The sequence below is a fragment of the Paenibacillus bouchesdurhonensis genome (assembly GCF_900155685.1).
Lineage (GTDB): Bacteria > Bacillota > Bacilli > Paenibacillales > Paenibacillaceae > Fontibacillus > Fontibacillus bouchesdurhonensis.
Window position 1 is genome coordinate 952,719 of the sequence record NZ_LT732548.1, and the last position, 24,489, is coordinate 977,207.

General features: G+C 47.4%; 22 protein-coding genes. 20 read left to right on the plus strand and 2 right to left on the minus strand.

Annotated elements, in window-relative coordinates:
- The first annotated feature begins 168 nt into the window (after nucleotides 1-168).
- Nucleotides 169-663, plus strand: a complete 495-nt coding sequence (locus CZ379_RS08730; protein ID WP_110931283.1) for a PH domain-containing protein — start codon at nucleotides 169-171, stop codon at nucleotides 661-663.
- On the plus strand, nucleotides 660-2,189 hold the full coding sequence (locus CZ379_RS08735; protein WP_110931284.1) for a PH domain-containing protein: 1,530 nt from the start codon (nucleotides 660-662) through the stop codon (nucleotides 2,187-2,189). Before CZ379_RS08730 ends, CZ379_RS08735 begins: the two co-directional genes overlap by 4 nt.
- Nucleotides 2,190-2,317: 128 nt before the next feature.
- On the opposite strand, the gene CZ379_RS08740 is transcribed toward CZ379_RS08735, so the two are convergent.
- Entirely contained in the window at nucleotides 2,318-2,626 is a 309-nt protein-coding gene (locus tag CZ379_RS08740; protein ID WP_110931285.1) for a winged helix-turn-helix transcriptional regulator, read from the minus strand.
- 208 nt (nucleotides 2,627-2,834) lie between these two features.
- Between CZ379_RS08740 and CZ379_RS08745 the strand changes: the two genes are divergently transcribed.
- The 4 genes from CZ379_RS08745 to CZ379_RS08760 all read left to right on the plus strand — a co-directional run bounded on the left by CZ379_RS08745 (nucleotide 2,835) and on the right by CZ379_RS08760 (nucleotide 5,919).
- On the plus strand, nucleotides 2,835-3,242 hold the full coding sequence (locus CZ379_RS08745) for a DoxX family protein (RefSeq protein ID WP_110931286.1): 408 nt from the start codon (nucleotides 2,835-2,837) through the stop codon (nucleotides 3,240-3,242).
- Nucleotides 3,243-3,258: 16 nt separating this feature from the next.
- On the plus strand, nucleotides 3,259-4,107 hold the full coding sequence (locus CZ379_RS08750; RefSeq protein WP_110931287.1) for a VOC family protein: 849 nt from the start codon (nucleotides 3,259-3,261) through the stop codon (nucleotides 4,105-4,107).
- A gap of 67 nt (nucleotides 4,108-4,174) precedes the next feature.
- Entirely contained in the window at nucleotides 4,175-4,768 is a 594-nt protein-coding gene (locus tag CZ379_RS08755; RefSeq protein WP_110931288.1) for an NADPH-dependent FMN reductase, read from the plus strand.
- 572 nt (nucleotides 4,769-5,340) lie between these two features.
- A complete protein-coding gene (locus tag CZ379_RS08760) occupies nucleotides 5,341-5,919 on the plus strand; it encodes a hypothetical protein (RefSeq protein WP_110931289.1) in 579 nt (192 codons plus the stop codon).
- A 270-nt stretch (nucleotides 5,920-6,189) separates the two neighbouring features.
- On the opposite strand, the gene CZ379_RS08765 is transcribed toward CZ379_RS08760, so the two are convergent.
- Nucleotides 6,190-6,771 carry a TetR family transcriptional regulator gene (locus CZ379_RS08765; protein ID WP_110931290.1) on the minus strand — a complete coding sequence of 194 codons (582 nt, stop codon included), beginning with the start codon at nucleotides 6,769-6,771 and terminating at the stop codon, nucleotides 6,190-6,192.
- Nucleotides 6,772-7,001: 230 nt separating this feature from the next.
- Between CZ379_RS08765 and CZ379_RS08770 the strand changes: the two genes are divergently transcribed.
- From CZ379_RS08770 to CZ379_RS08835, 14 genes are all read left to right on the plus strand, one after another.
- Nucleotides 7,002-7,643, plus strand: a complete 642-nt coding sequence (locus CZ379_RS08770) for an FMN-dependent NADH-azoreductase (protein WP_110931291.1) — start codon at nucleotides 7,002-7,004, stop codon at nucleotides 7,641-7,643.
- A gap of 304 nt (nucleotides 7,644-7,947) precedes the next feature.
- The gene (locus CZ379_RS08775; protein WP_110931292.1) at nucleotides 7,948-9,099 is read left to right on the plus strand and encodes an iron-containing alcohol dehydrogenase; all 1,152 of its coding nucleotides are present in this window, start codon (nucleotides 7,948-7,950) and stop codon (nucleotides 9,097-9,099) included.
- A 229-nt stretch (nucleotides 9,100-9,328) separates the two neighbouring features.
- On the plus strand, nucleotides 9,329-11,104 hold the full coding sequence (locus CZ379_RS08780) for a sensor histidine kinase (RefSeq protein WP_110931293.1): 1,776 nt from the start codon (nucleotides 9,329-9,331) through the stop codon (nucleotides 11,102-11,104).
- On the plus strand, nucleotides 11,097-12,662 hold the full coding sequence (locus CZ379_RS08785) for a response regulator transcription factor (protein ID WP_110931294.1): 1,566 nt from the start codon (nucleotides 11,097-11,099) through the stop codon (nucleotides 12,660-12,662). Before CZ379_RS08780 ends, CZ379_RS08785 begins: the two co-directional genes overlap by 8 nt.
- A 121-nt stretch (nucleotides 12,663-12,783) precedes the next feature.
- Nucleotides 12,784-14,109, plus strand: a complete 1,326-nt coding sequence (locus CZ379_RS08790) for an ABC transporter substrate-binding protein (RefSeq protein WP_407668624.1) — start codon at nucleotides 12,784-12,786, stop codon at nucleotides 14,107-14,109.
- Between the two features lie 80 nt (nucleotides 14,110-14,189).
- The gene (locus CZ379_RS08795; RefSeq protein ID WP_110931296.1) at nucleotides 14,190-15,122 is read left to right on the plus strand and encodes a carbohydrate ABC transporter permease; all 933 of its coding nucleotides are present in this window, start codon (nucleotides 14,190-14,192) and stop codon (nucleotides 15,120-15,122) included.
- Nucleotides 15,123-15,124: 2 nt separating this feature from the next.
- Entirely contained in the window at nucleotides 15,125-15,964 is an 840-nt protein-coding gene (locus CZ379_RS08800) for a carbohydrate ABC transporter permease (protein WP_110931297.1), read from the plus strand.
- Nucleotides 15,965-16,070: 106 nt separating this feature from the next.
- Nucleotides 16,071-17,204, plus strand: coding sequence for a rhamnogalacturonan acetylesterase (locus tag CZ379_RS08805; RefSeq protein ID WP_110934289.1), 1,134 nt, complete (start codon nucleotides 16,071-16,073; stop codon nucleotides 17,202-17,204).
- Between the two features lie 52 nt (nucleotides 17,205-17,256).
- Nucleotides 17,257-18,291 carry a glycoside hydrolase family 88/105 protein gene (locus CZ379_RS08810; RefSeq protein WP_110934290.1) on the plus strand — a complete coding sequence of 345 codons (1,035 nt, stop codon included), beginning with the start codon at nucleotides 17,257-17,259 and terminating at the stop codon, nucleotides 18,289-18,291.
- A 288-nt stretch (nucleotides 18,292-18,579) separates the two neighbouring features.
- Nucleotides 18,580-18,957 (plus strand): sensory rhodopsin transducer, encoded by a 378-nt coding sequence (locus tag CZ379_RS08815; protein ID WP_110931298.1) that lies wholly within the window; start codon nucleotides 18,580-18,582, stop codon nucleotides 18,955-18,957.
- A gap of 573 nt (nucleotides 18,958-19,530) precedes the next feature.
- Nucleotides 19,531-20,376, plus strand: coding sequence for a helix-turn-helix domain-containing protein (locus CZ379_RS08820; protein WP_110931299.1), 846 nt, complete (start codon nucleotides 19,531-19,533; stop codon nucleotides 20,374-20,376).
- 67 nt (nucleotides 20,377-20,443) lie between these two features.
- A complete protein-coding gene (locus CZ379_RS08825) occupies nucleotides 20,444-22,699 on the plus strand; it encodes a peptidase domain-containing ABC transporter (RefSeq protein WP_234404866.1) in 2,256 nt (751 codons plus the stop codon).
- An 83-nt stretch (nucleotides 22,700-22,782) separates the two neighbouring features.
- On the plus strand, nucleotides 22,783-24,165 hold the full coding sequence (locus CZ379_RS08830; RefSeq protein WP_110931300.1) for a beta-barrel domain-containing protein: 1,383 nt from the start codon (nucleotides 22,783-22,785) through the stop codon (nucleotides 24,163-24,165).
- A 27-nt stretch (nucleotides 24,166-24,192) separates the two neighbouring features.
- Nucleotides 24,193-24,477: a hypothetical protein gene (locus tag CZ379_RS08835; protein ID WP_199925541.1), complete on the plus strand. Its 285-nt coding sequence runs from the start codon at nucleotides 24,193-24,195 to the stop codon at nucleotides 24,475-24,477.
- Nucleotides 24,478-24,489: the final 12 nt, after the last annotated feature.

Genomic DNA, 24,489 nt, shown 5'->3' on the forward strand with positions numbered 1-24,489 from the left:
CAACCTTATGGGGAGCATTATATTTTTCAGTAAAAGTTAAGCAGCTATCCTCATGCAACGGAGCAGTAACTAGGTCATTACTTCACCAGGATTCACCTTTTTTGAGACAAGGCACATGTTGTTACGTATGTATATATAACAATAATTAGAACTATAGGTGGTGATTTGATGCAGTCTCCAATGAGTCTTCCGCAACAACGCTTATCCAAGGATGCAGTCAAGGTATGGATCATAAGCGAATTAATTACGAATATCATTGGATTTATGATTTTGGCGATATTGCTTTATCTCGATTATCGTTATTCATGGAAAGCGTGGATCGGTTGGATTCTGATTGGATTCACTGTATTTTCGGTGTTGAGCACCATATGGTCGGTTATAAATCCGTTTTTACTGTACAAAAATTGGCGTTATGACGTGAGTGAAGAGTTTTTGCAATTGAAATCAGGCGTATGGGTGGAGAAGCATCAGCTCGTGCCGATGACCAAAATTCAATCGGTTGCAACTAAGCAGGGGCCCTTGCTAAGAAGATATGGACTATGCTCGCTTTCCATCGAGACCATGGGTTCATCCCATGCGATCCCTGCTTTACCCAAAGAGGTAGCTAGCGAATTAAGGAATCAAATTGCTCATTATGCAAAAATTAAGGAAGTGGAGTCATGATGAAGACAAGACGTTACCGTTACCATCCACTGACGATCCTTCTTCAATTGGGGAGATTAGCCAAAAACGCCATCTTCTTTGTTATTTATTTGTTCGTGATTAGGGTAGGCTCGGAATCATCCTTCATTGTATATGGTAGGTACATTTTTGTTTTAGCCGTCGGATTTTCAATTTGCTCCATTATATTTAAATGGCTTACGAGTACATATGAACTGGATGATCGTTCCTTCCATCTTTACAAGGGGAATTTCAACAAATCGGAGCGAACTATTCCTTTTTCGAAAATTCAAAATATCAATCGCCATACTTCCTTATTTCATCGGTTGTTTAAAATGACTTCGGTTAGTTTTGAAACGGGAATGACGGGAGAGGACGCTGCGGTTAAATTTGAGGTCATTTCTCAAGCCGAAGCGGATCGAATAGAAGCGCATGTGGCAAAAACGAATGGATCTGACGAATCTGAAGAATGGGCTGCTGTTCCACCTATGCATGGAGTGATTGAAGCGACTTCTTCAGTGGATTCAGAGAATACGACTCTAGAGCGCATGATTCACTTTACACCGACAAAAAAGGACATTATAAAGGCATCCTTTACATCCCTAAGCTTTTTATTGTTCATCCCAGTAATTATTTCGTTTTATAATAAAATTAATGATATTTTTAATGTGGGAGAAAAAGCTGGAGGGATTCTGCAAAGTATACTAAGCTCTGGATGGCTGATCATTACCATCGTCATTGCATTCTTCATTGTTTCTACTATTTTTGGAATCGTGAGAACGTTCTTTAAATATGGTAAATATGAGATCTCGTCAGATCATGAACGTATTTATATTACACAGGGCATAGTGGATGAAACGTCCTTTTCCATCTCCAAAGACAGAATCCAGGCTATAGAAATCGAGCAGTCTATGATGAAAAGATGGCTCGGGCTTGCCGAAGTGAAATTGATTAGTGCGGGCAGTTTGGAATCCAATAAAAATAGGCATGAAATCAATTCTCTTTATCCTTTCCTGCCTATTCAGCGCGCCTATGATATGGTATCCGAGATTTTACCATCTTATCAAGTCACACAAGGGATGACTCGACTTCCCCCAAAAGCGTTATGGCTGCGTGTACTTCGGCCGAGCTGGTTCTGGATGACCGTGACGGCAGGCTTATTTTATTTCAAGCCGATGATCTTTCAAATGAAGGAAGCTTGGTGGGTGGTCGCAGCTATTTTACTCATGATCGTCCTTGTGACGAGATGGCTGGATTTTTTGAATACCCGCTACACCTTGCATGATCGCTTTATACAAATTAAAACGGGAAGTTTAACTACGACTCTATTCATATCCAAGCGGGATAAGATTATCGAGGTGAAAGTAACTCAGAGTAAACTTCAAAAGCTGTTGGGACTCGCGTCAATTGGAACCATTAACCGGGCCAAGCCCGTACATCACACAGGGATAAAAGACGTGCCTTCGGGATTAGCTGAGTCATTTTATAAGTGGTATATCGGACGTAGTACGGAAATCACCGTGAAATAAAATCATATGAGGGATCATATGAATAATTAAACAAAAAAGGAAGGCAGAGGTGCATGGAGCGCTTCTGCCTTCCTTTTTACGTAGCATAAATGAGTAGAAAATTACATGTGTTCAATGGGTAAGAATAATTAAAGTTCGAGCCATCGTTGTGACCAATTTTCTATATCTCTCATAATCGGTTCAAAGGCAATGCCTTTGTCCGTTAGGGAGTATTCGATCCGGACAGGGGTTTCTGGGTAAATGCTCCTAGTGACAATACCCTCAGTCTCCAAATCCTTCAGGCGTTCTGAAAGAACTTTGCCGCTGACACCAATGGATGATTCAAGTTGACAAAATCTCTGAGGGCCAGAAAGGAGCTGGTAAATAATGAGTCCTGTCCATCGTTGGCTTAATAGACTCATTGCTTTTTCAAATCTGGTGCAAATCGAAGTATCCAATGGCAATCCCTCCTAACTAATACTAATATACCACATTAAAAAGGTAACTTCATTACATTTTAATAAATGCTTACTTGACACAATCAGGTAGTATAAATATAATTACTTACATAAAGTAACCACAGGAAATTTAATTGAGACTTGGCTGGCAGTCAGTCGGTAAGATACAGTATTTTCAAAAACAAAAAATAAAAGGAGAATTTAGGTAATGCATATTATTAATCAGTTGGGATTAACATTGTTGAGAGTGTTTTTAGGCTATACATTCTTTATTCATGGGCTAGTCAAGTTTCAAGGTGGTATTGAGAATACGGTTGGTTTCTTTGAAAGTTTGGGTCTTCCGGGTTTTTTCGCTTATGCTGTAGCACTCATTGAATTAGTCGGCGGAGCTTTGATGATACTAGGGTTAGGGACAAGAGTTGCAGCTCTGTTGTTCGCACTAATTATGGTGGGGGCTATCTCTACAGCGAAGCTTGGACTCGGATTTCTTGGAGATGGGCAAATGGCTGGTTATGAGCTCGATTTGGCACTATTGGTGATTTCTATCTATCTTGCCTTGCACAAGACAACATATTTGGCCTTAGGTAATTTATTTTTTCGTACAAAGGAAGCTTAATAAGGAGGGGATAAGTATGAAGTTTCATCGTGGTTCTATTCCCTACGTGGGTCAGGTTAATCTGAAGGTGGAGAATCTGGAACGCTCGTTGGCATTTTACAAGGAGGTCATTGGCTTTAAAGTGCTTAGTCAAACGGAAAGAGCGGCCCAATTGACTGCGGATGGAAGAACGGTTCTTCTATCCATTGAACAGCCAGACGATGTCATTCCCCATCAAGGGCGGACAACGGGGCTGTACCATTTTGCACTATTGCTGCCTACTCGTACCGATCTGGCGCATATTGTTCAACACTTTAGCCGCTTACAGATAGAGTTGGGGGCATCCGATCACCTAGTTAGCGAAGCCCTTTACCTCTCCGATCCAGACGGCAATGGGATTGAAATTTATAGGGATCGTGCTCCATCAGAATGGAACTGGAATAACGATCAAGTAGAAATGACGGTGGATCCATTAAACTTCCAAGATCTTCTGCATGGTGTTGAGCCCCAAGCGTGGCAAGCATTGCCCGCTGATACGGTCATGGGACACATTCACTTGCATGTAGCTGAATTAAGCAAGACAGAGGAATTCTATGTCCATGGACTTGGCTTTGATGTGGTGAACCGTTATGGTGCGCAAGCTTTGTTTATTTCTACTGGGAAGTATCATCATCATATTGGATTAAATACCTGGAATGGTGTGGGAGCGCCAAAGCCTCACGACAATAGTGTAGGGCTTAAATCCTTCACGATCATTTATCCAAGCGAAGCTGCCCGGGAGCAGGCAGCGTTAAATTTGAAAAATATCGGAGCGTCCGTGGTTGAAGACAACGGCGCGTTAGCTACTGAGGATCCGTCTGGAAATCATATTCTCTTGCTGGCTTGACTCGGCGAAGGAAACGGTCATTCGGAAAGAGTCAGGTAGGTAAGTTTATATATAGGTGGTGTAATCAATGGGTTTTTGGGACAAATTATTTGGAAAACCAACGAAGGAGGAAAATGTCATGACAAAATTAAACATTGGTATTATTCTAGGGAGCACACGGCAAGGTCGAGTAAGTCCACAGGTTGGTGAATGGGTGAAAGGAATCGCAGACAAACGCGGAGATGCGAATTATGAGATTGTAGATATTGCCGATTTCAAATTACCGTTCCTGGGTACGACGGATGGCACTGAGCCAGGAATCGGGGAATGGAACCAGAAGCTCGCTAGTCTGGATGGATTCGTCTTTATTGTTCAGGAGTATAACCACAGCATTACCGGGGCATTGAAAAACGCTTTGGATTTCGCGCGGGAAGCCTGGAATGACAAGGCCGCAGGCATTGTCAGCTATGGTTCCACAGGCGGAGCACGTGCAGCAGAACATTTGCGCGGAATTTGCGGCGAGTTGAAGATTGCCGATGTCCGTACGCATCCAACTTTGTCATTGTTTACAGATTTCGAGAATGGATCGGTCTTTAAACCGCAGGATCTGCATCTGAACAACGTCAATACGATGTTGGATGAGGTTATGGCTTGGAGCGGTGCCTTGAAAACTTTGAGATAATCTATATGCGATAAGTCTTACCTTCACAAGAACGTCGAACTTTCCCTTGAGTGGTGATTCTCTATAGGATCATCGTTCAAGGAAAAGACGGCGTTTTTTTGTTACGCTGCTATGTATTGTGTCGCAACTGTTGGGATAGTGCTCTGCAAGGGTTAACTTCATCTACTTCCCCCGTTTGATGCGAATCATCATCGACGGATTATGATGATTACACCAGTCGGGCCGACCATGGATAGAGTCTTGTAGAGCAGACGAACCTTCGACCTTCACGACTCTCCCCTCTTAATCGGCTGCTGGAGAGCTCTTCCTTCGTATATTTATAACATTGGCCCATAGGTATATGTAGATACTGAATGAAGTCCCTCTCGGGTATGCGGGTCGAGAAATACGACAAAATCCGTTGAGGTGCTGCGGAATTTCGCACGGCTGACGATTGTAATTAATCGTCCTTTTTTATCGATAGTGTTCATCGGATGATTTTTTATTTGGAACTGCTTGATTTATAATATTCAAATAAAGGTAAAGACTAGGTATATGGAAGAACATCATGCTAAACACAACGGGGGTATACAATGACATACAGAAAAGTCAGCTTTGGACGCGGGTTTAAAACGACCACACTTCTTCTTGTCATTAGCACTAGTATTTTGCTGAGCGGATGTGCCAATAATCCGCAGTCTGGAGCACAGGAAACCACACCGGCGCCTAATGCAGGAACTTCGGACACGAACGGAGCGAATGCGAATAACACGGCTGAGCAGCCTAATCAGCAGCAGAACGAGGCAGCAGCCGTGTCGGAAACGGAGGGCCTTCCTTCAGGCGTAAAGGTTAAAAAGGTGATCAAGGATATCACACTAAAAAATAATTATCACAAAAAGATCGAGCTGCTTACTGATGGCGGCAAGCGAGTTACGATTACAGATGCCAACGGTGGAATTGTTGTGCTAAACCTGGAATATGAGGGGACGATCCTAGAGGTCAACGGCAAGAAGGTTACCGTTCAAGTCGATCGGGGAGAGCAGCAAACCATAACGATCCCAGATGAGATTGTGATTGAAGATGATGACAATCTTGGACTGAATAAAGGCGTTGAAATTGAATGGAACGTCGATGCGGATGGAAATATTCAAAGCGTGGAGTTAGATGATTAATCTAGACTTACAAATAAACCGAGCTTATTCGGGGGGCGATCCTGAATAAGCTCGGTTTATTTTATTTATTAAGATGTCAATGCGGCATATTTATCGATAACCGCCTTCGTTAACTCGCAGCCAGTTCTCGTCGTAAGAAACGTCAAGCTTCACCCCTCCACAGGATCTGTTTCAGCGATTTTGCCAGGGGCCCTCATGGGGATATCGGCGCCGATCACGGTTGTGCCTTATATGAACTTGAAGAGAGCGATTTTCAAGTCTGAAATAGGGTCAGATCATGTGAATCAAAGGGGCTTCCATGCCGTGCATCATGTAGGGCATAGCTAATTTAATATATTCCTCCGCGGATACATGGCTGTTGTTCTGCCAATCGATGGAAGCGCCGTAAATGCCCCAACTCAGGATGACAGCGGTAATTCTAAGGGATTCATCGCTTTCTTTGGCATGATGCTGCAGCAGCATTTTGTAGAATAGGTTTTCCAGCTCTTTCTTAATAATTGCTTCAATAGTCGTGGTAAAGGCTTCGAAGCTCCTGCGGCATTGTGATTGCAGCGACTTTTGAAATTTAGTGAGAGATAGAAAAATATGGATCGCCGTAGCCTCGTTAAGCTGGTCATGCTTGGAAATTTCACGGATGACGTTCGTCATTAAGTCCTCGGTTAAGACTTTTTCCAACAAATCATATTTATCGGTGAAATGATAATAGAAGGTTGCCCGGTTGACGGTGGCTTCTGACGTAATATCCTTAATGGTGATATCCTTGAACTCTTTGCGCGTCGACAGCAGGACGAACGCATCCATTATTAATTTGCGGGTACGAACGATGCGCGGATCGACTTTTGCTTCGGTCATGGGAATCCCTCATTTCGTATTTTTTCTACATTTCATCGAATTTGTCGTATAAACGATAAAAGCCAAAAACTATTGGTTGAGCGAGGGGAAGGTTGCTTTTACAATAAGTCTATACAACAAGTGTTGTATATGCAATAGATGTTAAATGACATCTGCAAGTCGTATTTGGTAAAATAGAGCGTGACATCTATCACATCTAAATATTTAGAGAAAAAGTGGAGGAATTTTACATGAACGTATTAGTAGTTAAGGCAAACAACCGTCCAGCTTCAGAGGGCATATCCAGTAAAATGTACGAAGCATTTATGGAGGCCGCCAAGGGCAAAGAGAACCTGAACGTGACTACGTATGATGTATTCGAAGAGGATATGCCATATTTCGGTCAAGACTTATTCAACGCCTTCGGCAAAGTGCAAAGCGGCGGCGAATTAACAGATGAAGAAAGCCGCCTCTTGGCAGCTAAGCAAAAAGCAATGGACGCGCTAACCGCTGCAGATGTGGTCGTATTCGCGTTCCCGCTCTGGAACCTGACGATCCCGGCCAAACTGCAAACCTTTATCGACTATGTGTACGCTGCTGGTTTTGCATTTAAATATAGCGAAGAAGGTCAGTTGGTTCCGTTGATGACGGATAAAAAGGCAATCTTCCTCAGCGCACGCGGCGGGATCTATTCCACGCCGGAAACAGCGCCAATGGAAATGGCAGTTAATTATATGCGTAACGTATTCGGAGGCGTGTTCGGTATGCAAATCCTTGACGAAGTCGTTATTGAAGGACATAACGCCATGCCGGCTCAAGCCAATGAAATTATCGAGGATGGATTGCGCCGGGTAGCTGAGGCAGCTTCTAAATTGGCGCATCAATACGCTTAAGCAAAGGGCATAGAAGCATAGAGATTTACGCAAAATAAGCTACTTCCAAGGTCTGTAGGGATCGAAGGAGGTAGCTTTTTTTACATCCCACAACAAACAAATGAATAACAAAGAATTCACTATGGTATTATCTTTGTTTTCATACTTTATAAATACAATTAAACATAAAAAAAGATAAAAACAAAGATATTAATGTTGACTTCGCAGAAGTAGGAATGTAGGATGAAAGTGTGCAGGCATTTGTGAATATATTCACTTTAAAGTCTGTTTTGAAATTTATTAATTAAGCGGAGGCTGATCGAAAATGAGTACTCGCGTGTATTATGTTCCATCCGTCAATATTATGGGGAAAGGTTGCCTTCAGGATATGGGCCCGTACATTCAAGAGCTTAACCTGAAGAAGGCGCTGGTAGTCACCGACAAATTCCTTGTGCAAAGCGGTATAGCCGGCAAAGTGCTGCATGTTCTGGATAGCATCGAACTGGAATATGTCGTTTATGACGAAGTGAAGCCGAATCCAACCTGCAAAAATGTGCATGACGGTGTAGAGACTCTACAGGCCAACGGCTGCGATTTTCTCATTTCCATCGGCGGAGGCTCGCCGCAGGATACGGCTAAAGGCATAGGGATTATCGCTACAAATGGCGGTCATATTGCTGAGTATGAGGGCGTTCATAAGTCCAAGCATAAGTCGCTGCCAATCGTAGCCGTGAACACTACAGCAGGGACGTCGGCAGAAGTGACGATCAACTATGTGATTACAGATGAAGAACGGAAAGTCAAAATGGTTATGGTGGATAAAAATAGTATTGCAACCATCTCTGTCAACGACCCAGAGCTGATGGTTGATAAGCCCGCCGATTTGACCGCGGCAACCGGGATGGACGCTCTTACGCACGCGATTGAAGCATTGGTTACCCCTGGGGCATATCCGGTAACGGATGCTACCGCCTTGGCGGCTGTCGAACTGATCTACAACAATCTGGCTCGAACGGTGAAGAACGGTTATGATATCGAAGCCCGGGAGCAGATGGTTTATGCTATTTTCCTGGGCGGATTGGCGTTTAACAATGCTGGACTCGGTTATGTCCACGCTATGGCGCATCAACTGGGCGGTGTTTATGACCTGCCCCACGGCGTATGCAATGCGATGCTGCTGCCGATCGTGGAAGAGGAGAATGCCAAGCATGTTCCCGAGAAGTTCAGACCGATTGCGAAAGCTATGGGATTTGAAGTAAAGGGGAAAAGCGACAAGGAGTGCGCCGATGATGTGATCAATGCTATCAAGGAGCTGTCTAAGGAAGTAGGCATCCCGGCTAAACTGTCCGAGCTCGGGGTGACGGAGGTCGACCTGGATCTTCTTGCAGAGAACGCTATGAAGGACGCCTGTGCACCGGGTAATCCGTTTATTCCGACCAAAGACGAAGTCATCGCGATGTTTAAGAAAATACTTTAATAAAATATTATCTATATTAATGATTCATCTAATAAAACGGATAATGAACGTGAAGGGGCGCCCAAGAATCTTTAATGATTGCTAGGCGACCCTATTTAGTTTTTTTTATAAAAATTGTTATCCATAACATGAATTAGATATTACGATGGGTATCCCGTACCTCATTAATTAAGTAAAATATCGATAATAGTAGATCCGAATCGACTTATAAAACGGGGTGGCCATCTTGATGGGAAAAATTCGCGGAGTATTCAGAGAGGCCGGCATCTACCACAAGATGCTGGTGTTGATCACGCTGCTGATGATTGTCAGCTTCTCATTGTATTGGATCGCGTTAAAATACGTGACCAGTCTATACGATCGGCAAATGTATGAGCGCACCTCCCAAGTGCTGAACAGTTCAGCACTCGGGATCGAGAATCAGCTGCGGGAGCAGGAAGAGCTGTCATTCCGGGTATTCTCCGATGAGCAGCTGCAGCAAAGCCTCGCCCACCTGAAGGTGGATAGCGCCACGGCTTATCAGAAGGCCATCCAGCGCAAGAAAATAATGGATCGCCTCACCTCCATCGCCGGCTCTGAGAAGTTCGTGTATTCGATCATGGTCATCGATCGGGAGCATCATGCCCTGATCGGAGGCAACCGCGCAGGCATGGCGCAGGAGCTGCAAACTGAGCTCACATCGATTGCCGAATTTGCGGACGGGTCAAACGTGTGGTACGTCGGCAGCGATCGGTCGCTGTATGCTGTGCGGCAAATTAAATCGTACAGCGGGACGACTTTTCCCAGAGACAACCTGGGCACGCTCATTATCCGTTTCCGCAAGGAACGCATCATAGAGGACTTCGTGCAGAGCGGCGAGGATGACAGCCATCTGATCATTACCGACGGAAGCAAAATTATTTATCCGGATCATCCTCTCATTTCCGAGGAGGAGATTGCGGCTGAATTGATACGTTCCGAGTCCTATGGCTTAACGACGGTCGGAGAGAATCGGTACTTTTTTACGCGGGTAAGGTCGTCCGATTTAGGCTGGACTTATTTGAATATGACCCCGTTCGACAGCATGTTTCGTACGATTTCATTCGTCAAAGAATTGGTCACGATCATATTCATATTGATTTTAGTGATCGGAATCGCGTTGGGGATCAAGTTGTCGCGCAGCATTACCCGGCCGATCGAGCAGTTGATCAAGAAGATGCGCAAGATCGAGAAGGGCGATCTCGACAACCTTGAAGAGCAGTCGCTGGGAGAGGTGCCGAAAACCTCACAGACCGAGGTCGAGCATTTGCAGCGCACGTTTAAAATGATGATTCAACGCATCCGCGAGCTTATTAATCAAAATTATGCAAAGCAGCTGGTCATTCGCGAAAGTGAATTGAAAGCGCTTCAGGCACAGATCAACCCGCACTTTCTGTACAATACGCTGGATTCGATTAATTGGTTGGCTAAAGTGAACCGCCAGACGCAAATTTCGCAAATGGTAGAGTCACTCGGTTTTCTGCTGCGAAGCTCGCTCGATGACGGAACAAGCTTAATTACGCTCAAGTCCGAGCTGGATATTGTGCGCAGCTATGTGACGATTCAGCGCATCCGCTTCGAGGAACGATTGGACTTTGAATTAGAGGTTCCTGACGACTACCTCGACGCTCTCATCCCCAAAATGACGCTTCAACCGCTGCTCGAGAACGCCATCCACTACGCTCTGGAGCCGAAAATCGATCCTTGCCATATCCGCATCGTTGTAGAGGAATCGTCGGAGCGCCATGGAGGGCTCAATATCCGGGTAGAGGACGATGGCCCGGGGATGACGCCCGAATTCCTAACGGAGCTCAGAGGCGGGCGGGTGCAGACGCGGGGCAAAGGCATTGGATTGTCCAATATCGAGGAACGTATTAAGCTGACCTTCGGCTCGGAGTGGGGAATCCGCATCGTAAGCGAGCCGAATATTCGAACGGAAATTCATGTACGGATACCCTATAGACAAGGAGATGATGAGGATGTATAAGGTGCTGCTCGTAGATGATGAGCGGATGATATTGGAGGGCATTCAGCAGATCGTGGATTGGCGAAGCGCGGGCACCGAGCTGGTCGGCACGGCACGCAATGGAATCGAGGCTTATGAGCTGATCGTGAAGGAGCAGCCGGACTTCGTCATCAGCGATATATCCATGCCGGGGCTGAACGGGCTGGAACTGGTCGAGAAGACGCTGCAGCTGTTCCCGGACATCCGGTTCGTCATGCTGACGGGTTACAAGGATTTCGAATATGCCCGCAGCGCGATGCAGTATGGCGTGAAGCATTATCTGCTGAAGCCCTGCAACGAGGCGCAGATCTATGAAGCGTTGGCGGAGCTTGTGGCTGAGCGCGAGGAGCGCCAAGAGCGGGAGCAGTTCGTAGCGGGAATAAAGGACAAGTTGAACAAGGTGCTTCCCCATGTGAAGGAGCAGTTTTTGCGCGAGCTTGTATCCAACAAGACGTATGGGCGCAGCGACTTGGACTATTACCGCGGGCTGTTCGGGCTGAAGGCGGAAGAGCATCCGGTGCGCCTCCTCTTATTTCAGCTGGAACATTCCCATGAATACGAGCATTTATTTGCCTTGAAAAATATAGCCGAGGATTTGCTGACCGATGTACTGCTGGGAGCCACGCTTAATGGAAGGCTGCTTATGCTTGTTCACGAAACGAGGGAGCCAGCGGTGCTGTTGCGGAACATTGAAGAGGTGAAGCAAACGTTTCTCGGTTTCTATAGCGTCGAATTGACCGTAGCCCTTAGTGAAGCCGGCCCGATGGAATCGGCGCGCAAACTGTATCGTGAGGCGCTGCAATGCATGAATCACCGTTTTTATGTTGGCGAAGGAAGCTTAATTACGAAGGGAGATTTGCCCACGGACGACCGTGGGAGCGGAGATGTCGAACTGGATGAGGAACGGATGGCTCTCCTAATCAAGTCGGGGCTCAGTGACGAGGTGGAGCGTGAGCTGGAGCGGCTGTTCTGCCAACTGGCGCAGCTTTGCCTGGAAATCGGCGTTACGCGTTCCTACGTGCTTGAGCTGTACGCTATACTGATTCGTTTATGCTCGTCAGAGGATCGCTACCGTTTTACGGCGCAAATGGCTGAAATTGTGGGGCTGGACACCCTGTCCAGTCTAAAGACATTCGTCAAGGAGGCAGCCCTGCACGTCACCTCCGGCTATTACAAGAACAGCATGAGCCGCCGTTCTTCCATCGTAGAGAGAATGATAGCGATTGTGGAACAGCATTACATGAATGCCGAGCTGACTTTAAACGGGGTGGCGAACGAGATGCTTTACATGAACCCCGATTACCTCGGCAAAGTGTTCAAGCAGGTAACGGGGGATAACTTCTCCCATTATTTAAGCCGTCTGCGGATCGAGAAGGCGGCTGAGCAAATCCGCCGCAGCGGAGATGTGAAGGTGTTTGAGCTTGCGGATTCTTACGGCTTCGGGGGGAACTCCAAATATTTCAGCCAGGCCTTCAAAAAGTGGATAGGCATGACACCGACGGAATACCGCAAATCGCTGGAAGAGAGCCGAGCCAACTGAATCACCACTGTTTTTTATACCTTTAAGTCGGATGAGTGAGTTTTCTTTCACCCCCTTTTGGGGCGAAAATGATAGTTGTAAGCGTTATCAAACTAGCGTTCGGCGAAAGGGGAGAATGTTTGTGAGAAAGAAAACGGCTTTATGGATGTTGGTTGTTCTGTTGTTCATTTTGCCTGCCTGCAGTGGCGGGGGCAGTGCCGGAGGTGCGAGTAACGGAGAAGGTAATGGCAAGCCTGCGCAAGAGAATACAGATAAAAAAGACAAAACCACGTTAAGAATTGCCTGGTGGGGAGGCGACAAACGCCATGAGTACACCCAGCAAATCGTTGATAAGTATCAGGAGCTGAATCCCCATGTAAAAATTGACGTTGAGTATGCGGCATTTGACGACTATTGGAAGAAGCTTGCTCCGCAGGCGGCGGCGAATCAGCTGCCGGACATCGTGCAGATGGATATTTCTTATATCGTACAATACGCCAAGAATGGCCAGCTTGAGGACTTAACGTCCTATATAGGCAATCAAATCAAAGTGGATGACGTAAATGACAATGTTATCTCCACCGGAAAAATCAATGATGTGCAGTACGGTGTGCCGACAGGCGTCAATGTCCTGGGCTTTCAGTTCGACCCTGAGCTGCTGAAGAAATCAGGCGTCGACAGCATTCCGGAAAATTGGACTTGGGATCAATATGAGGAAATCGCGTTGAAGGCACGGGATGCAGGTTATGTCATGGACGGCTCCATGGCGCCGGATATATTCTTCCATTACTTCCTTCGTACCCAAGGGCTTTCACTCTACAACCCAGAAGGGACGGCACTCGGATATGAGGATGATGCTTTATTCACGGAGTTTTTTGGACGGTTGGCTAGGCTGATTAAAGAGGGAGCCGTGCCTTCCCAAGAGAAACTGACGCAAACCAAAGGCATTCTAGAAGAATCGGAAATCGTAAAAGGAACAGGCATCGGCGTATGGCAATGGTCTAACCAATACGTCGGGCTCCAGGCCGCGGTCAATCGGCCGATGGAGCTGGCGCCAATGACGGGTCCGAATATGGAGAAGGGCCTGTACATGCAGCCTAGCATGTTCTGGTCAATCACCTCCCACTCCAAGAATAAAGAAGAGGCTGCGAAGTTTATCGACTTCTGGATTAACGACGTAGAAGCGAACAAATTGATCAAAGGCGAGCGCGGAGTTCCTATCTCGGCCTCGATCAAGGAGGCTATCGTCTCGGAGCTCTCGGAGCCGGAGAAGCAGGTATTCGACTTCGTCGCAGCCATGGAGGAGAAAAGTTCGCCGATGAGCCCGGCGCCGCCGGTAGGTTCGCCGCAGGTTATCGCTTCCCTTGCCGATTTGGTGGAGCAGATCAACTACGGCCAGACTACTCCGGAGAAAGCGGCTGCAACGTTCCGGCAGGAAGCAAACGCCATCCTGGCTAACAACAAGTAATCCGTTCCCGCCCACTTGAGAATAGCGGTAAATCCGTTCCGATCGAATGCTTGTTTACCGCTGTCTCTCAGGTGGATTTCATGTCTACGAAATTGCCAGGAGGTGCAGATGCCTTGCGGAAACAGTCGCTTAGAGCCAATTTAACCGGGTATGCTTTCATCAGCCCATTTGTAATCGGGTTCTTGGCCTTTACGCTTATTCCGATTTTGATCTCATTGTATTTGTCGTTTACAAATTACAATTTATTCAACGATCCGCAGTGGATCGGAACATTCAATTTCAAAAAAATGTTTACCCAGGATCAAAAATATTGGAACTCGGTCAGAGTTACTTTTATATATGTATTTGCCGGCGTGCCGCTACGGCTGATGTTTGCCTTGTTCGTCGCCATGCTGCTGAATACGAAGTCGCGCATGGTAGGTGTATACCGCACGGTGTATTATTTGCCATCGATCATTGGCGGAAGCGTCGCCGTATCGATCATGTGGCGCAACATTTTTAACGAACAGGGTATTGTGAACAGTCTGCTCATCTTCCTAGGGATTCCTCCCGTGGCTTGGTACGGCGATCCCAATGCTGCGCTAGGCACGCTGATTGCGCTGTCGGTATGGCAATTCGGATCTTCCATGCTGATTTTCCTCGCCGGTTTGAAGAACATTTCACCGGAAATGTACGAAGCGGCAAGCATCGATGGAGCAACCGCTCCCCGTAAATTCATGAAAATCACGCTGCCGCTGCTGAGCCCGATTATTTTGTTCAACCTGATCATGCAGACGATCAGCGCATTCATGACCTTTGTGCCGGCTTACATCATTTCCAAAGGGGAAGGAACTCCAATGGACGGAACCTTGCTGTATTCCTTATACCTGTTCCGGCAGGCCTTCATGTTCAACAATATGGGATACGCAGCGGCGATGGCTTGGGTCATGCTCATCATGATCGGCATCATGACGGCGATCCTGTTCAAGACATCGAAATTCTGGGTGTTCTATGAGTCGAAAGGGGGCCGCTAACTATGGTTTCAAGCAAATGGAAGTGGCCGGTATATCATGTATTTGTCGGCGCACTTGCCATACTCATGCTGTACCCGATCATTTGGCTCTTTATGAGCTCCTTTAAGGAGAGCCGGACGATATTTGCCACGGCTTCGCAGCTAATACCGCAGTCCTGGGATTTCGGGAATTATGCCGCAGGCTGGGCAGGCGTCGGCGGGCAGCCCTTTGCCCAGTTTATCGTCAACTCGCTGATCATCGTCATGCTGGCGACCATCGGCGTCGTCATTTCCTCGGCACTGGTTGCCTTCGGGTTCGGCCGGCTGGATTTTAAAGGACGCAATCTGTGGTTTGCCCTGATGATGGTGACGCTGATGCTGCCTCATGACGTAGTGCTCGTGCCGCAGTATATTATTTTCTCCAAGCTCGGATGGCTAAACAGCATGAAGCCGATCGTCATTCCGAACTACTTCGGCGCTCCGTTCTTTATCTTTCTGATGATTCAATTTATCCGTTCCATTCCAATGGAGCTGGACGAGGCGGCAACGATCGACGGCTGCGATAAGTTCCGCCTGTTCTATCGCATCATTCTGCCGCTCATTAAACCGGCGCTCGCCACGGCGGCGATCTTCTCCTTCTATTGGCGGTGGGAGGATTTGATCGGCCCAGTTCTGTATTTGAATTCGCCGCAGAAATATACCGTGTCAATGGGGCTTAAGATGTTCCTGGACAGTGAATCCGGCTCCAACTGGGGGGCGATGTTCGCGATGTCCATCGTCAGCTTGATCCCGGTCGTCGTTGTATTCTTTATGTTCCAGAAACAAATTGTAGAAGGAATTAGCAGCAGCGGGTTGAAAGGGTAAGAGAGTATGGGAGATGGGAGCCGAACCAGTTGGAGGGCGTGAAGGGGGGAGTCATATGGGGAATGAGAAGGCGAACACGGCGACGAGAGCGGACGAGGCATCCGGCATGGAGAGAACGTCATGGAAATTCGACTTTGGGCCGGGAGATCCGCTAGACGGTTACACGGGCGTAACCGCGAAAAGCGCGTATGATCCTGCGGATGGATATGGATTCGAGGACATCAGCCGGGTATATGCCCGGAACAGATTCGCAGCAGCGGCTGCTGATCCTGGCAATGCAAAGGCAGCATTGTATCATCGCTTCTGCATTCCGATGGGAGCTACGTTTGCGGCAGATGTGCCGGATGGAATATATGTGGTGAGCATCCTGGCGGGAGACGCATTCGCGGAGGCGCATACCATGCTGAAGGTGGCTGGAAGCAAGCGGGTGCTCCCGCCGATTCGCTCGGCGCCGGGCCAGTTTATCGAGGAGAAGTTCGCCGTTCCCGTCCGGGGCGGCCGCTTTCGCCTGCACGTGTCAGGGCAGGCTCCGCGCCTGAACATGCTGGAGCTTCAGCCTGCGCCAAGCACGCTGACCTTATTCCTTGCGGGCGATTCCACCGTGACGGATCAGCCGGAGGACGGCTATCCTTACGCGGGATGGGGTCAACTGCTCCCGGCCCTGTTCAGGCACGATGTCTGCGTGGATAACCATGCGCAGTCCGGGCGCAGCTCGCGGAGCTTTATCGAGGAAGGCCGCCTGGAGGCGATCCTGCAGCAGATCAAGCCTGGGGATTTCCTGATGATCCAGTTCGGTCATAACGACGAGAAGCCCGATCCTCGGGGAACCGATCCATTTACGACCTATAAGCAGCATTTGCTGCGCTATATCGAAGCAGCCCGGGAGAAGCTGGCCCATGTGGTGCTGGTGACGCCGGTGCATCGCCGGTATTTCAACCCGAACGGGACGCTCTCCGATACGCATGGAGATTATATTAAGGCGATGCAGGAGCTGGCGGCGGAGACGGACACACCGCTCATCGATCTTGCTGCCAGAAGCAAACGGTTGTTCGAGGCGGCCGGGCCGGAGGGCAGCAAGGATCTGTTCATGTGGGTGTATCCAGGCGAGTACATGAACTTCCCTGCGGGTGTACGGGACAATACGCATTTCCAAGAGCAGGGGGGAGAAGCGATAGCCCGGCTGATTGCTGACGGGATTCGAGATTTGCAATTACAGCCTTTGTTAATGTATCTAAGGTAGCGTTTGGGAGGAATAAATGACCACAGAGCCATTATGGGAAGGAGATCTAGATATGCCAGCATTGGTTTATGATGAGGAGCAGGTGAAGCAGACGATCGATCGGGTCGTTGAACGCACATTTAATATGGATTTTAACTGGGACTGGCCTGGCGGTGTCGCTTATTACGGGGTATGCGAAGCGTACGAAGCGACGGGAAATGAGCAGTATCTGACCAAGCTGAAGGCATGGGTCGATGAGCATATGGAGGACGGCCTGCCGAAGCTGTCCGTGAACGGCGTGTCGATCGGCCATTGCCTGCTGACACTGTATCAGGTCTACCAAGACGAGAAATATTTGAACACAGCTGTAGAAATGGCGGAATTTTTGAAAAATAAAGCGGAACGGTTCGCAGATGGTATTTTTCAGCATACGGTGAATTCAGTGAATGACGTATTCCCCCAGCAGGCTTGGGTGGATACGATGTTCATGGCCGGATACTTCCTGCTGCGCATCGGCCATCTTCTTGGGAACAAGGATTATTTCGAGGATGGGCTGAAGCAGTATCATGGCCATGAGGAATTTCTGCAGGATTCGGATACAAATCTCTACTATCACGGCTGGGATCATTTGAACCAGAATCATATGTCCGGTATATACTGGGCGCGCGGCAACAGCTGGGCGGTGCTGACGATGTCCAAAGCGCTGAAGTACGTTGAGGTTCAGCATCCTTCCTACATGATTATCGACGGCTCTTTGCGGGATCAATTAAGCGCGCTTGTCCGCCTGCAGTCGCCGGAAGGACTGTGGCATACGGTGCTGGATGACGATACCTCGTACCTAGAGACATCCGGGTCATCAGGAATCGCTACGGGACTGTTGATGCGGGGCAGACTTTACAATAAATACACGCAAAAGTCGATCGACGGCATTCTTTCCCGGATCAAGGAGGACGGCACAGTGACAGATGTTTCGGCCGGTACGGCGGTGATGAATGACGTAGAGGGATACAAAGGCGTACCATATAAGCGCATTCAGGGCTGGGGACAAGGACTTACGTTGGCGTTTTTGGCTCAGCTGCTGCGCTCCAAGGAAGATCCGTATAGTTGACCGATTGAGGTTTGAGGTTTGTATCGATAGTGCAAAGAGTACTATTGTTTGGCTAGGAGTAGGAGTAAGAACAGCAGCAGTTAATAGCAACAGCAGCAATAACGACAGAAGCAGCAACAGCAGCAGCAACAGCAGCAACAGGAACAGCAACAATAGCGACAGAAGCAGCAACAGTAACAGCAGCAATAGCGATACCTAATGCTGATTGGATAGCATGCTTATTGGATCAAGTGATGCTGGGATGAGCACTGTCTGCTTGCGATCATATGGGGAGGAGGGATTGCATTTATGGGAGTTCAAGCGAAAGGACACCGCTTCTGGGTTATTCCCGACGGTTATATTCCGCCGGATAGTCGCGGAGAGCTGGTGAGCCATGAAAGTATTTGCGTGTTGAATTGCGGCGAGGCGCCGGCGAAGCTCGGCATCACCGTCTATTATGAAGACCGAGAGCCGCTAGAAGGCTTTGAGGCCATCGTGGAAGGACGGCGTACAAAGCATATTCGCACAACGTCCTTGGAGAGTGGCGGAGAGCGAATCCCGGCCGGCGTGCCCTATGCGTTGACCGTGGAAAGCGATGTTCCGGTCATTATTCAATACAGCAGGCTCGACACGACGCAGCCGGAGCTCGCACTCATGAGCGTTATGGCTCATCCGCTGGAGGATTAGCTGCACTGTTTGTCGTTTGCATAAAGAGAACCCGGATGGTGGATGCTGCTTTCGAGTATGAGATGGAGCACACGCCACCTGGGTTCGTTTTTGTTTTGGTGCATATAATTAGCAGCATTTGTTGTATTTAAATATGGCGGTCGATCGCGGAATTCACAATTAGCTGGATTCTTTGTAGTTAAAACAACCATAAAGGGTTATTAAGCGGAAAATGTATGTTTTAGGTACACGAAATCCAATTAATACGAAAGTCACTTCTACGAATAAAAAATAGATACATGAAATCCAACTGATCTAGCTAATCAAGCTAATCCAACTGATCCAACTGATCCAACTGATCCAACTGATCCAGCTAATCCAGCCCCGGTTACATGATACTAATCCCCAGACAGGCTCCCCTAATTCAGACTACTCTAAGACAGATTACCTAAGGTAAATTAACCCATCAACTTTAGTAAACGCTGCAAGGCGTTTTTATTTTTTGTGATACTTAATTTCCCAATACAGTTAAAAGGTTATTTTTTGAAATATAATATGGTAAAATAATTTTTGAAATATGAAAGGGGAGATATTTTGAAAAGTGTCTTTAATAGCGCAGCTGTAAGGTCAGATGGCGATTGGGTCTATATGAAGGACATCGATCAAAAAAAGATTCAGCAATGGAATGGTTCCTTTACGCTCAGTGGGCATCATTCCTTTATGGATCAGCTTAAATTCATCCCAGCAGATGAAATGAATTGTAGATTGGATAGCCATCAGGATTTGATCTCCGTGGTTGAAGAGGAATTGAAAGCGCTTCATAGATTTTTGGTTAGGCCGTTTATATTTATATTAACCGATGTCGAAGGCGTGACACTCAGCTTGAACGGCCCGGAGACTGTGATCGCTATGCTGAAAGAGCATAACGTGAAAGTGGGCAGCTTGTTCGATATGAAGCATGCGGGAATCAACGCAGTATCCGTGGCGATGGAGACTGATACCATTGCAGTCGTCCGCGGCGAAGAGCATCATTTGAGGCTGTTTGCAGGCTGGTCTTGTATATGTGCTCCTATTCATATTAACGGTGAAATTAAAGGATACTTGGATATGTCTTTATCCGTCAACGAAGATATTACATACATAATTCCCCTGCTGCAGCAATTGATAGATCGAGTCAAAGGAAGGTGGCCTGATCCGGAGCTCAGGAAGCAAGCAATTTTCCAGGCCTTCGATAAATGCGGACTGACCAAACGCGAGAAAGAGATCGGTTATTTATGGATGCATAACCATTCGGCCTTTGAGATTGCCGAAATGCTGTATATTGCTCCCGGAACAGTGAAGAACACGCTCAAAAACGTATACAAAAAATCCAATGTTAGCGATAAAGGGGATTTTATCATCAAATTTTACCTTTGGAACGATATGGACGGCAGTACCTAAATATCCCTTAAGGGACATTTACATGTTGCAGGTGGAAAATGGTATAATTTAGGTGATTAAACTAATCATGTACACAACTAAATTGCGGATGGGACGATTGGGAATGATATTTTCGGGCAAATACCACTGCATAAAACAATTCGACATTAAAGATTGCGGGGCAGCTTGTCTAGCGACCATTTCCAAGCAGTATGGACTGAAGATTCCGATATCCCGAATACGGGAAGTAGCTGGAACGGACAAGCGCGGCACGAACGTCTACGGAGTCATTAAGGCCGCAGAAAGCCTCGGATTTACAGCCAAAGGGGTCAAGGCATCGCAGGAATCCATTTTTGAACCGTTTCCCATGCCAGCCATAGCCCATGTCATTATTGATCAAACGCTGTTACACTACGTAGTTATACATAAAGTGACGAAGAAGGAACTCATTATTGCCGATCCGGCAAAAGGCATCGTGAAATATTCGCCCGAAGAATTCAGCAAGATTTGGACAGGTGTCCTTATCTTGATGGTTCCGGCGCCTACCTTTCAAAAGGGGGATGAAACGAAAGGGTTATTTCCCCGATTTTTCAGTTTATTAATTCCTCAACGCAAGCTTATCTTCAGCCTGTTTATGGCTTCTATTCTCTATACCGTATTAGGTATTCTTGGTGCATTCTACTTTAAATTTTTATTGGATGAAATTTTACCCCACGGCTTGGACAAGACCTTGCATATGGTCTCTATCGGCGTCATAACTTTAACCTTGTTCAGAATATTGTTAAGCGCTTTCCGCAATCATTTGCTGCTATATTTGAGCCAAAAATTAGACATTTCATTAATCCTCGGTTATTACCAGCATGTGCTGAAGCTGCCGATGAATTTTTTCGGCACCCGCAAGACAGGAGAGATCATTTCTAGGCTGATGGACGCCTCCAAAGTAAGGGATGCCATATCGGGGGCTACCTTGACGATCATGATCGATGTCATCATGGCACTGATCGGCGGATTCATTTTATATTCCCAAAGCCCGTTTCTGTTCGGGGTTACCGCCACAATGATCCCCCTGTATATCGTGCTTGTCTGGGCGTTCCATAAGCCGTTCGAGCGGATGAACCGCAAGCAGATGGAGAATAACGCCCAACTGAACTCCTACTTGGTAGAATCGATCAACGGCATCGAGACGCTTAAGGCGTACAGTGCAGAGCAGAAGGCGAATTTTGAGACGGAGAAGAAGTTTGTCGTTCTGCTGCGAAGCGTGTTCCGATTCGGTTTTTTCAATAATGTACAAGCCTCGTTAAAAGGATTGGTTCAGGCCGTTGGGGGAATCGTTATTTTATGGGCCGGGGCGCATCAGGTGATTCGCGGGAATATGTCTATGGGGCAGTTGATCACGTTTAATGCGCTGCTCGCTTATTTTCTGGAGCCTATTCAGAACTTGATCAATCTGCAGCCGATGGTGCAAACTGCGGTTGTCGCCGCGGATCGGCTCGGAGAGATATTGGATCTCACGCCGGAGAAGGATGAGGATGAGGAGCGGAAGATCGTTCCTGCTTCATTGAAGGGACAAATCAAGCTGCAAGGGCTGGATTTCCGCTATGGAACGCGGCAGCTTGTCCTGAAGAATGTGAATCTTACCATTTCTGCCGGAGAGAAGATTGCGTTCGTCGGTGAGAGCGGATCAGGCAAAACGACGCTAATTCAGCTGCTGATGCGTTTCTATGTCCCCGAGAAGGGCGACATTCTCATTAATGACAATAATATTAAGGACATTAACATGGATACGCTGCGTGAGAGAATTGCTTACATTACGCAGGATACGTTTTTTTTCAGCGGGACGATTCGCGATAATCTCTGTCTTGGCATTGATGATGAGGCAGAGCTGGAGAGGGTCGTGGAGGCGGCGAAGATCGCCAAAGCACATGATTTTATTAATGAGCTGCCGTTAAGATACAGCACGGTGCTGGAGGAGGATGCCTCCAATTTATCCGGCGGACAGAAGCAGCGCCTTGCTATTGCGAGAGCAATTCTGAAGCAGCCTGATATCCTCATTATGGATGAAGCGACAAGCAATTTGGATTCGACGACGGAGAAGGCAATTTCAGAGACAATACATAATTTGCAGGATGTCACGACGATCATCATTGCCCACCGCTTAAGCACGATTATGCGCTGCAACCGAATTTTTGTAATGGATCATGGCGAAATCATCGAGTCCGGAACGCATGTGGAGCTAATGGGCCGCCGGGGCAAATATTACGAGCTGTGGAAGGATCAGATTCCGGAAGGTATGAATGAGCAAGGATTGCAGGGGCAAGGCATGCTGGAGACGACCAGCAATTAATTGCTATTGGTGGGTGAGCAAGATGGATATATGGACATTGATCCTATCGTGAGCACAACGCAGGGAAGTAGGTAGGATAAATTATGAGAGCAGTCATTAGGGAAATGGGAGAAATTACTGACAGCCGCGAGATTATGGAGGCGAGGACGAATCCATTCATTTCGATATTCATCGGTTTTCTGGTTCTCATTTTGGCAGTCGGGCTGATTTGGGCTTCCGTAAGCAAAGTCGACATTGTCGTCAAAGCAAGCGGCGTGGTGCGTCCTAATGAGAAAGTAAGCCGGATTCAGAATAAGGCGACAGGCACCGTGGAGAGCGTTCAATATGCCGCAGGGCAGAAAGTGAAGGCTGGAGATGTATTGTATACGCTGCATAAAGATCAGATCGAAGCGGACAAGCTGGCAGCGGAGCTTGATTTGCAGAAGGCGAAGGCGCAGCTGGAGGAGCTTGTGCAGTTCAGAAGCCAGATCCTTGCTGGTAAAACGCTGGAGAATCCGGATGCCGTCGAACAGTCGGAGCTTCTGAGCAATTTGCTGGAAAGCCATTCTATGAAGCAGAAATTCCATGTCGAATTGATCCGGCTGACGGGACAACTGGAACAAGCCGAAGAGAAGCATGAGCATCTGCAGTTGCTGAAGCAATCCATCGCTTCAGGCACAAATCTATTGCCTGCCGATACCGAATATTATTACAAATTTCAAGACTATCAGATCAAGAAGGAACAGTATGCATTGCGGGAGCAAACGGCGTCCGAGCTGTATAAAATGACGGTTCGTCATGACGGCGATGACAGCGAGGCGAAGCAGAAATTGGAGGATGTGCGGCTGCAGGCCAGCGATTATGTCAACGGCTATGAATTGGCGCTCATTACGGCCATCAATGAAAATAATCAACTATTGGTTAAATTGCGGGGAGAGATGGATGTTATTTACTTGCAATTAGCCGAATCTATCGATACTGGACAGGAGCATGTAAAGAGCCTGGAAGAACGACTCCAGAATCTCGATTTCGCGCTAAGGGATTATGTGATCAAGGCTCCGATTGACGGTACGGTGAACGTCATTACTGATATCAATGCGGGAGATTTGCTGCAGATAGGAACAGAATTGCTGACGATCCTGCCGGAGAACGATTCCGAGTTCATGATGAAGCTGGCGATATCCAATCAGGACGTGGCGAACATCAAGGTAGGAGATACAATCAAATATAGTTTTATCGCCCTCCCTTCCAAGGACTACGGAATGCTGCAAGGGACGGTTCGATCCATCAGCGGGGATGCGGTAATGAGTCAGCAGGATGGATACAGCTATTACTCCGTCGAGGCCGATATCCAGAGCAAGCCGCTTCGAAGCAAGAAAGGGGAGGAGGCCTACATTAAGACGGGGATGATGGCAGAGGCGCAAATCATCGCCAGAAGCGAGACGGTGCTTGAATATATTTTGAAGAAGATAGATTTGAAGCAGTGAATTCTAGGAGCTGGAAAGGAGGTGAAGATGATGAAAATTACACTCGATGCATTGCAAAAAGATTCAATCAGCTCTCATTTTAATGTCGAAATTAACGCAGTCGAAATTTCTCCTGAGGAAATGCAGAACATCGACGGCGGAAGCCTGGATCGTCCAATCGTTACGACACTTGCTGTCGGTGAAGAAGACGGCGGCCCGATCATGACGACGATGGCGCTTGGCGAAGAAGGCGGCGGCCCGATCATGACGACACTTGCTGTCGGCGAAGAAGGCGGCGCAACTACGCTCGCCATTGGCGAAGAGTGCTTCTAATACTTCGTAACA

What these genes read in the sequence shown, in the direction of transcription:
- CZ379_RS08785 (WP_110931294.1), top strand. Translation starts at nt 11,097, where the DNA reads ATGTATAAGGTGCTGCTCGTAGATGATGAGCGGATGATATTGGAGGGC.
- CZ379_RS08745 (WP_110931286.1), top strand. Translation starts at nt 2,835, where the DNA reads ATGCATATTATTAATCAGTTGGGATTAACATTGTTGAGAGTGTTTTTA.
- CZ379_RS08835 (WP_199925541.1), top strand. Translation starts at nt 24,193, where the DNA reads ATGATGAAAATTACACTCGATGCATTGCAAAAAGATTCAATCAGCTCT.
- CZ379_RS08800 (WP_110931297.1), top strand. Translation starts at nt 15,125, where the DNA reads ATGGTTTCAAGCAAATGGAAGTGGCCGGTATATCATGTATTTGTCGGC.
- CZ379_RS08755 (WP_110931288.1), top strand. Translation starts at nt 4,175, where the DNA reads ATGGGTTTTTGGGACAAATTATTTGGAAAACCAACGAAGGAGGAAAAT.
- CZ379_RS08730 (WP_110931283.1), top strand. Translation starts at nt 169, where the DNA reads ATGCAGTCTCCAATGAGTCTTCCGCAACAACGCTTATCCAAGGATGCA.
- CZ379_RS08830 (WP_110931300.1), top strand. Translation starts at nt 22,783, where the DNA reads ATGAGAGCAGTCATTAGGGAAATGGGAGAAATTACTGACAGCCGCGAG.
- CZ379_RS08825 (WP_234404866.1), top strand. Translation starts at nt 20,444, where the DNA reads ATGTACACAACTAAATTGCGGATGGGACGATTGGGAATGATATTTTCG.
- CZ379_RS08815 (WP_110931298.1), top strand. Translation starts at nt 18,580, where the DNA reads ATGGGAGTTCAAGCGAAAGGACACCGCTTCTGGGTTATTCCCGACGGT.
- CZ379_RS08795 (WP_110931296.1), top strand. Translation starts at nt 14,190, where the DNA reads ATGTCTACGAAATTGCCAGGAGGTGCAGATGCCTTGCGGAAACAGTCG.
- CZ379_RS08770 (WP_110931291.1), top strand. Translation starts at nt 7,002, where the DNA reads ATGAACGTATTAGTAGTTAAGGCAAACAACCGTCCAGCTTCAGAGGGC.
- CZ379_RS08760 (WP_110931289.1), top strand. Translation starts at nt 5,341, where the DNA reads ATGACATACAGAAAAGTCAGCTTTGGACGCGGGTTTAAAACGACCACA.
- CZ379_RS08780 (WP_110931293.1), top strand. Translation starts at nt 9,329, where the DNA reads ATGGGAAAAATTCGCGGAGTATTCAGAGAGGCCGGCATCTACCACAAG.
- CZ379_RS08805 (WP_110934289.1), top strand. Translation starts at nt 16,071, where the DNA reads ATGGAGAGAACGTCATGGAAATTCGACTTTGGGCCGGGAGATCCGCTA.
- CZ379_RS08810 (WP_110934290.1), top strand. Translation starts at nt 17,257, where the DNA reads ATGCCAGCATTGGTTTATGATGAGGAGCAGGTGAAGCAGACGATCGAT.
- CZ379_RS08750 (WP_110931287.1), top strand. Translation starts at nt 3,259, where the DNA reads ATGAAGTTTCATCGTGGTTCTATTCCCTACGTGGGTCAGGTTAATCTG.
- CZ379_RS08775 (WP_110931292.1), top strand. Translation starts at nt 7,948, where the DNA reads ATGAGTACTCGCGTGTATTATGTTCCATCCGTCAATATTATGGGGAAA.
- CZ379_RS08735 (WP_110931284.1), top strand. Translation starts at nt 660, where the DNA reads ATGATGAAGACAAGACGTTACCGTTACCATCCACTGACGATCCTTCTT.
- CZ379_RS08765 (WP_110931290.1), bottom strand. Translation starts at nt 6,771, where the DNA reads ATGACCGAAGCAAAAGTCGATCCGCGCATCGTTCGTACCCGCAAATTA.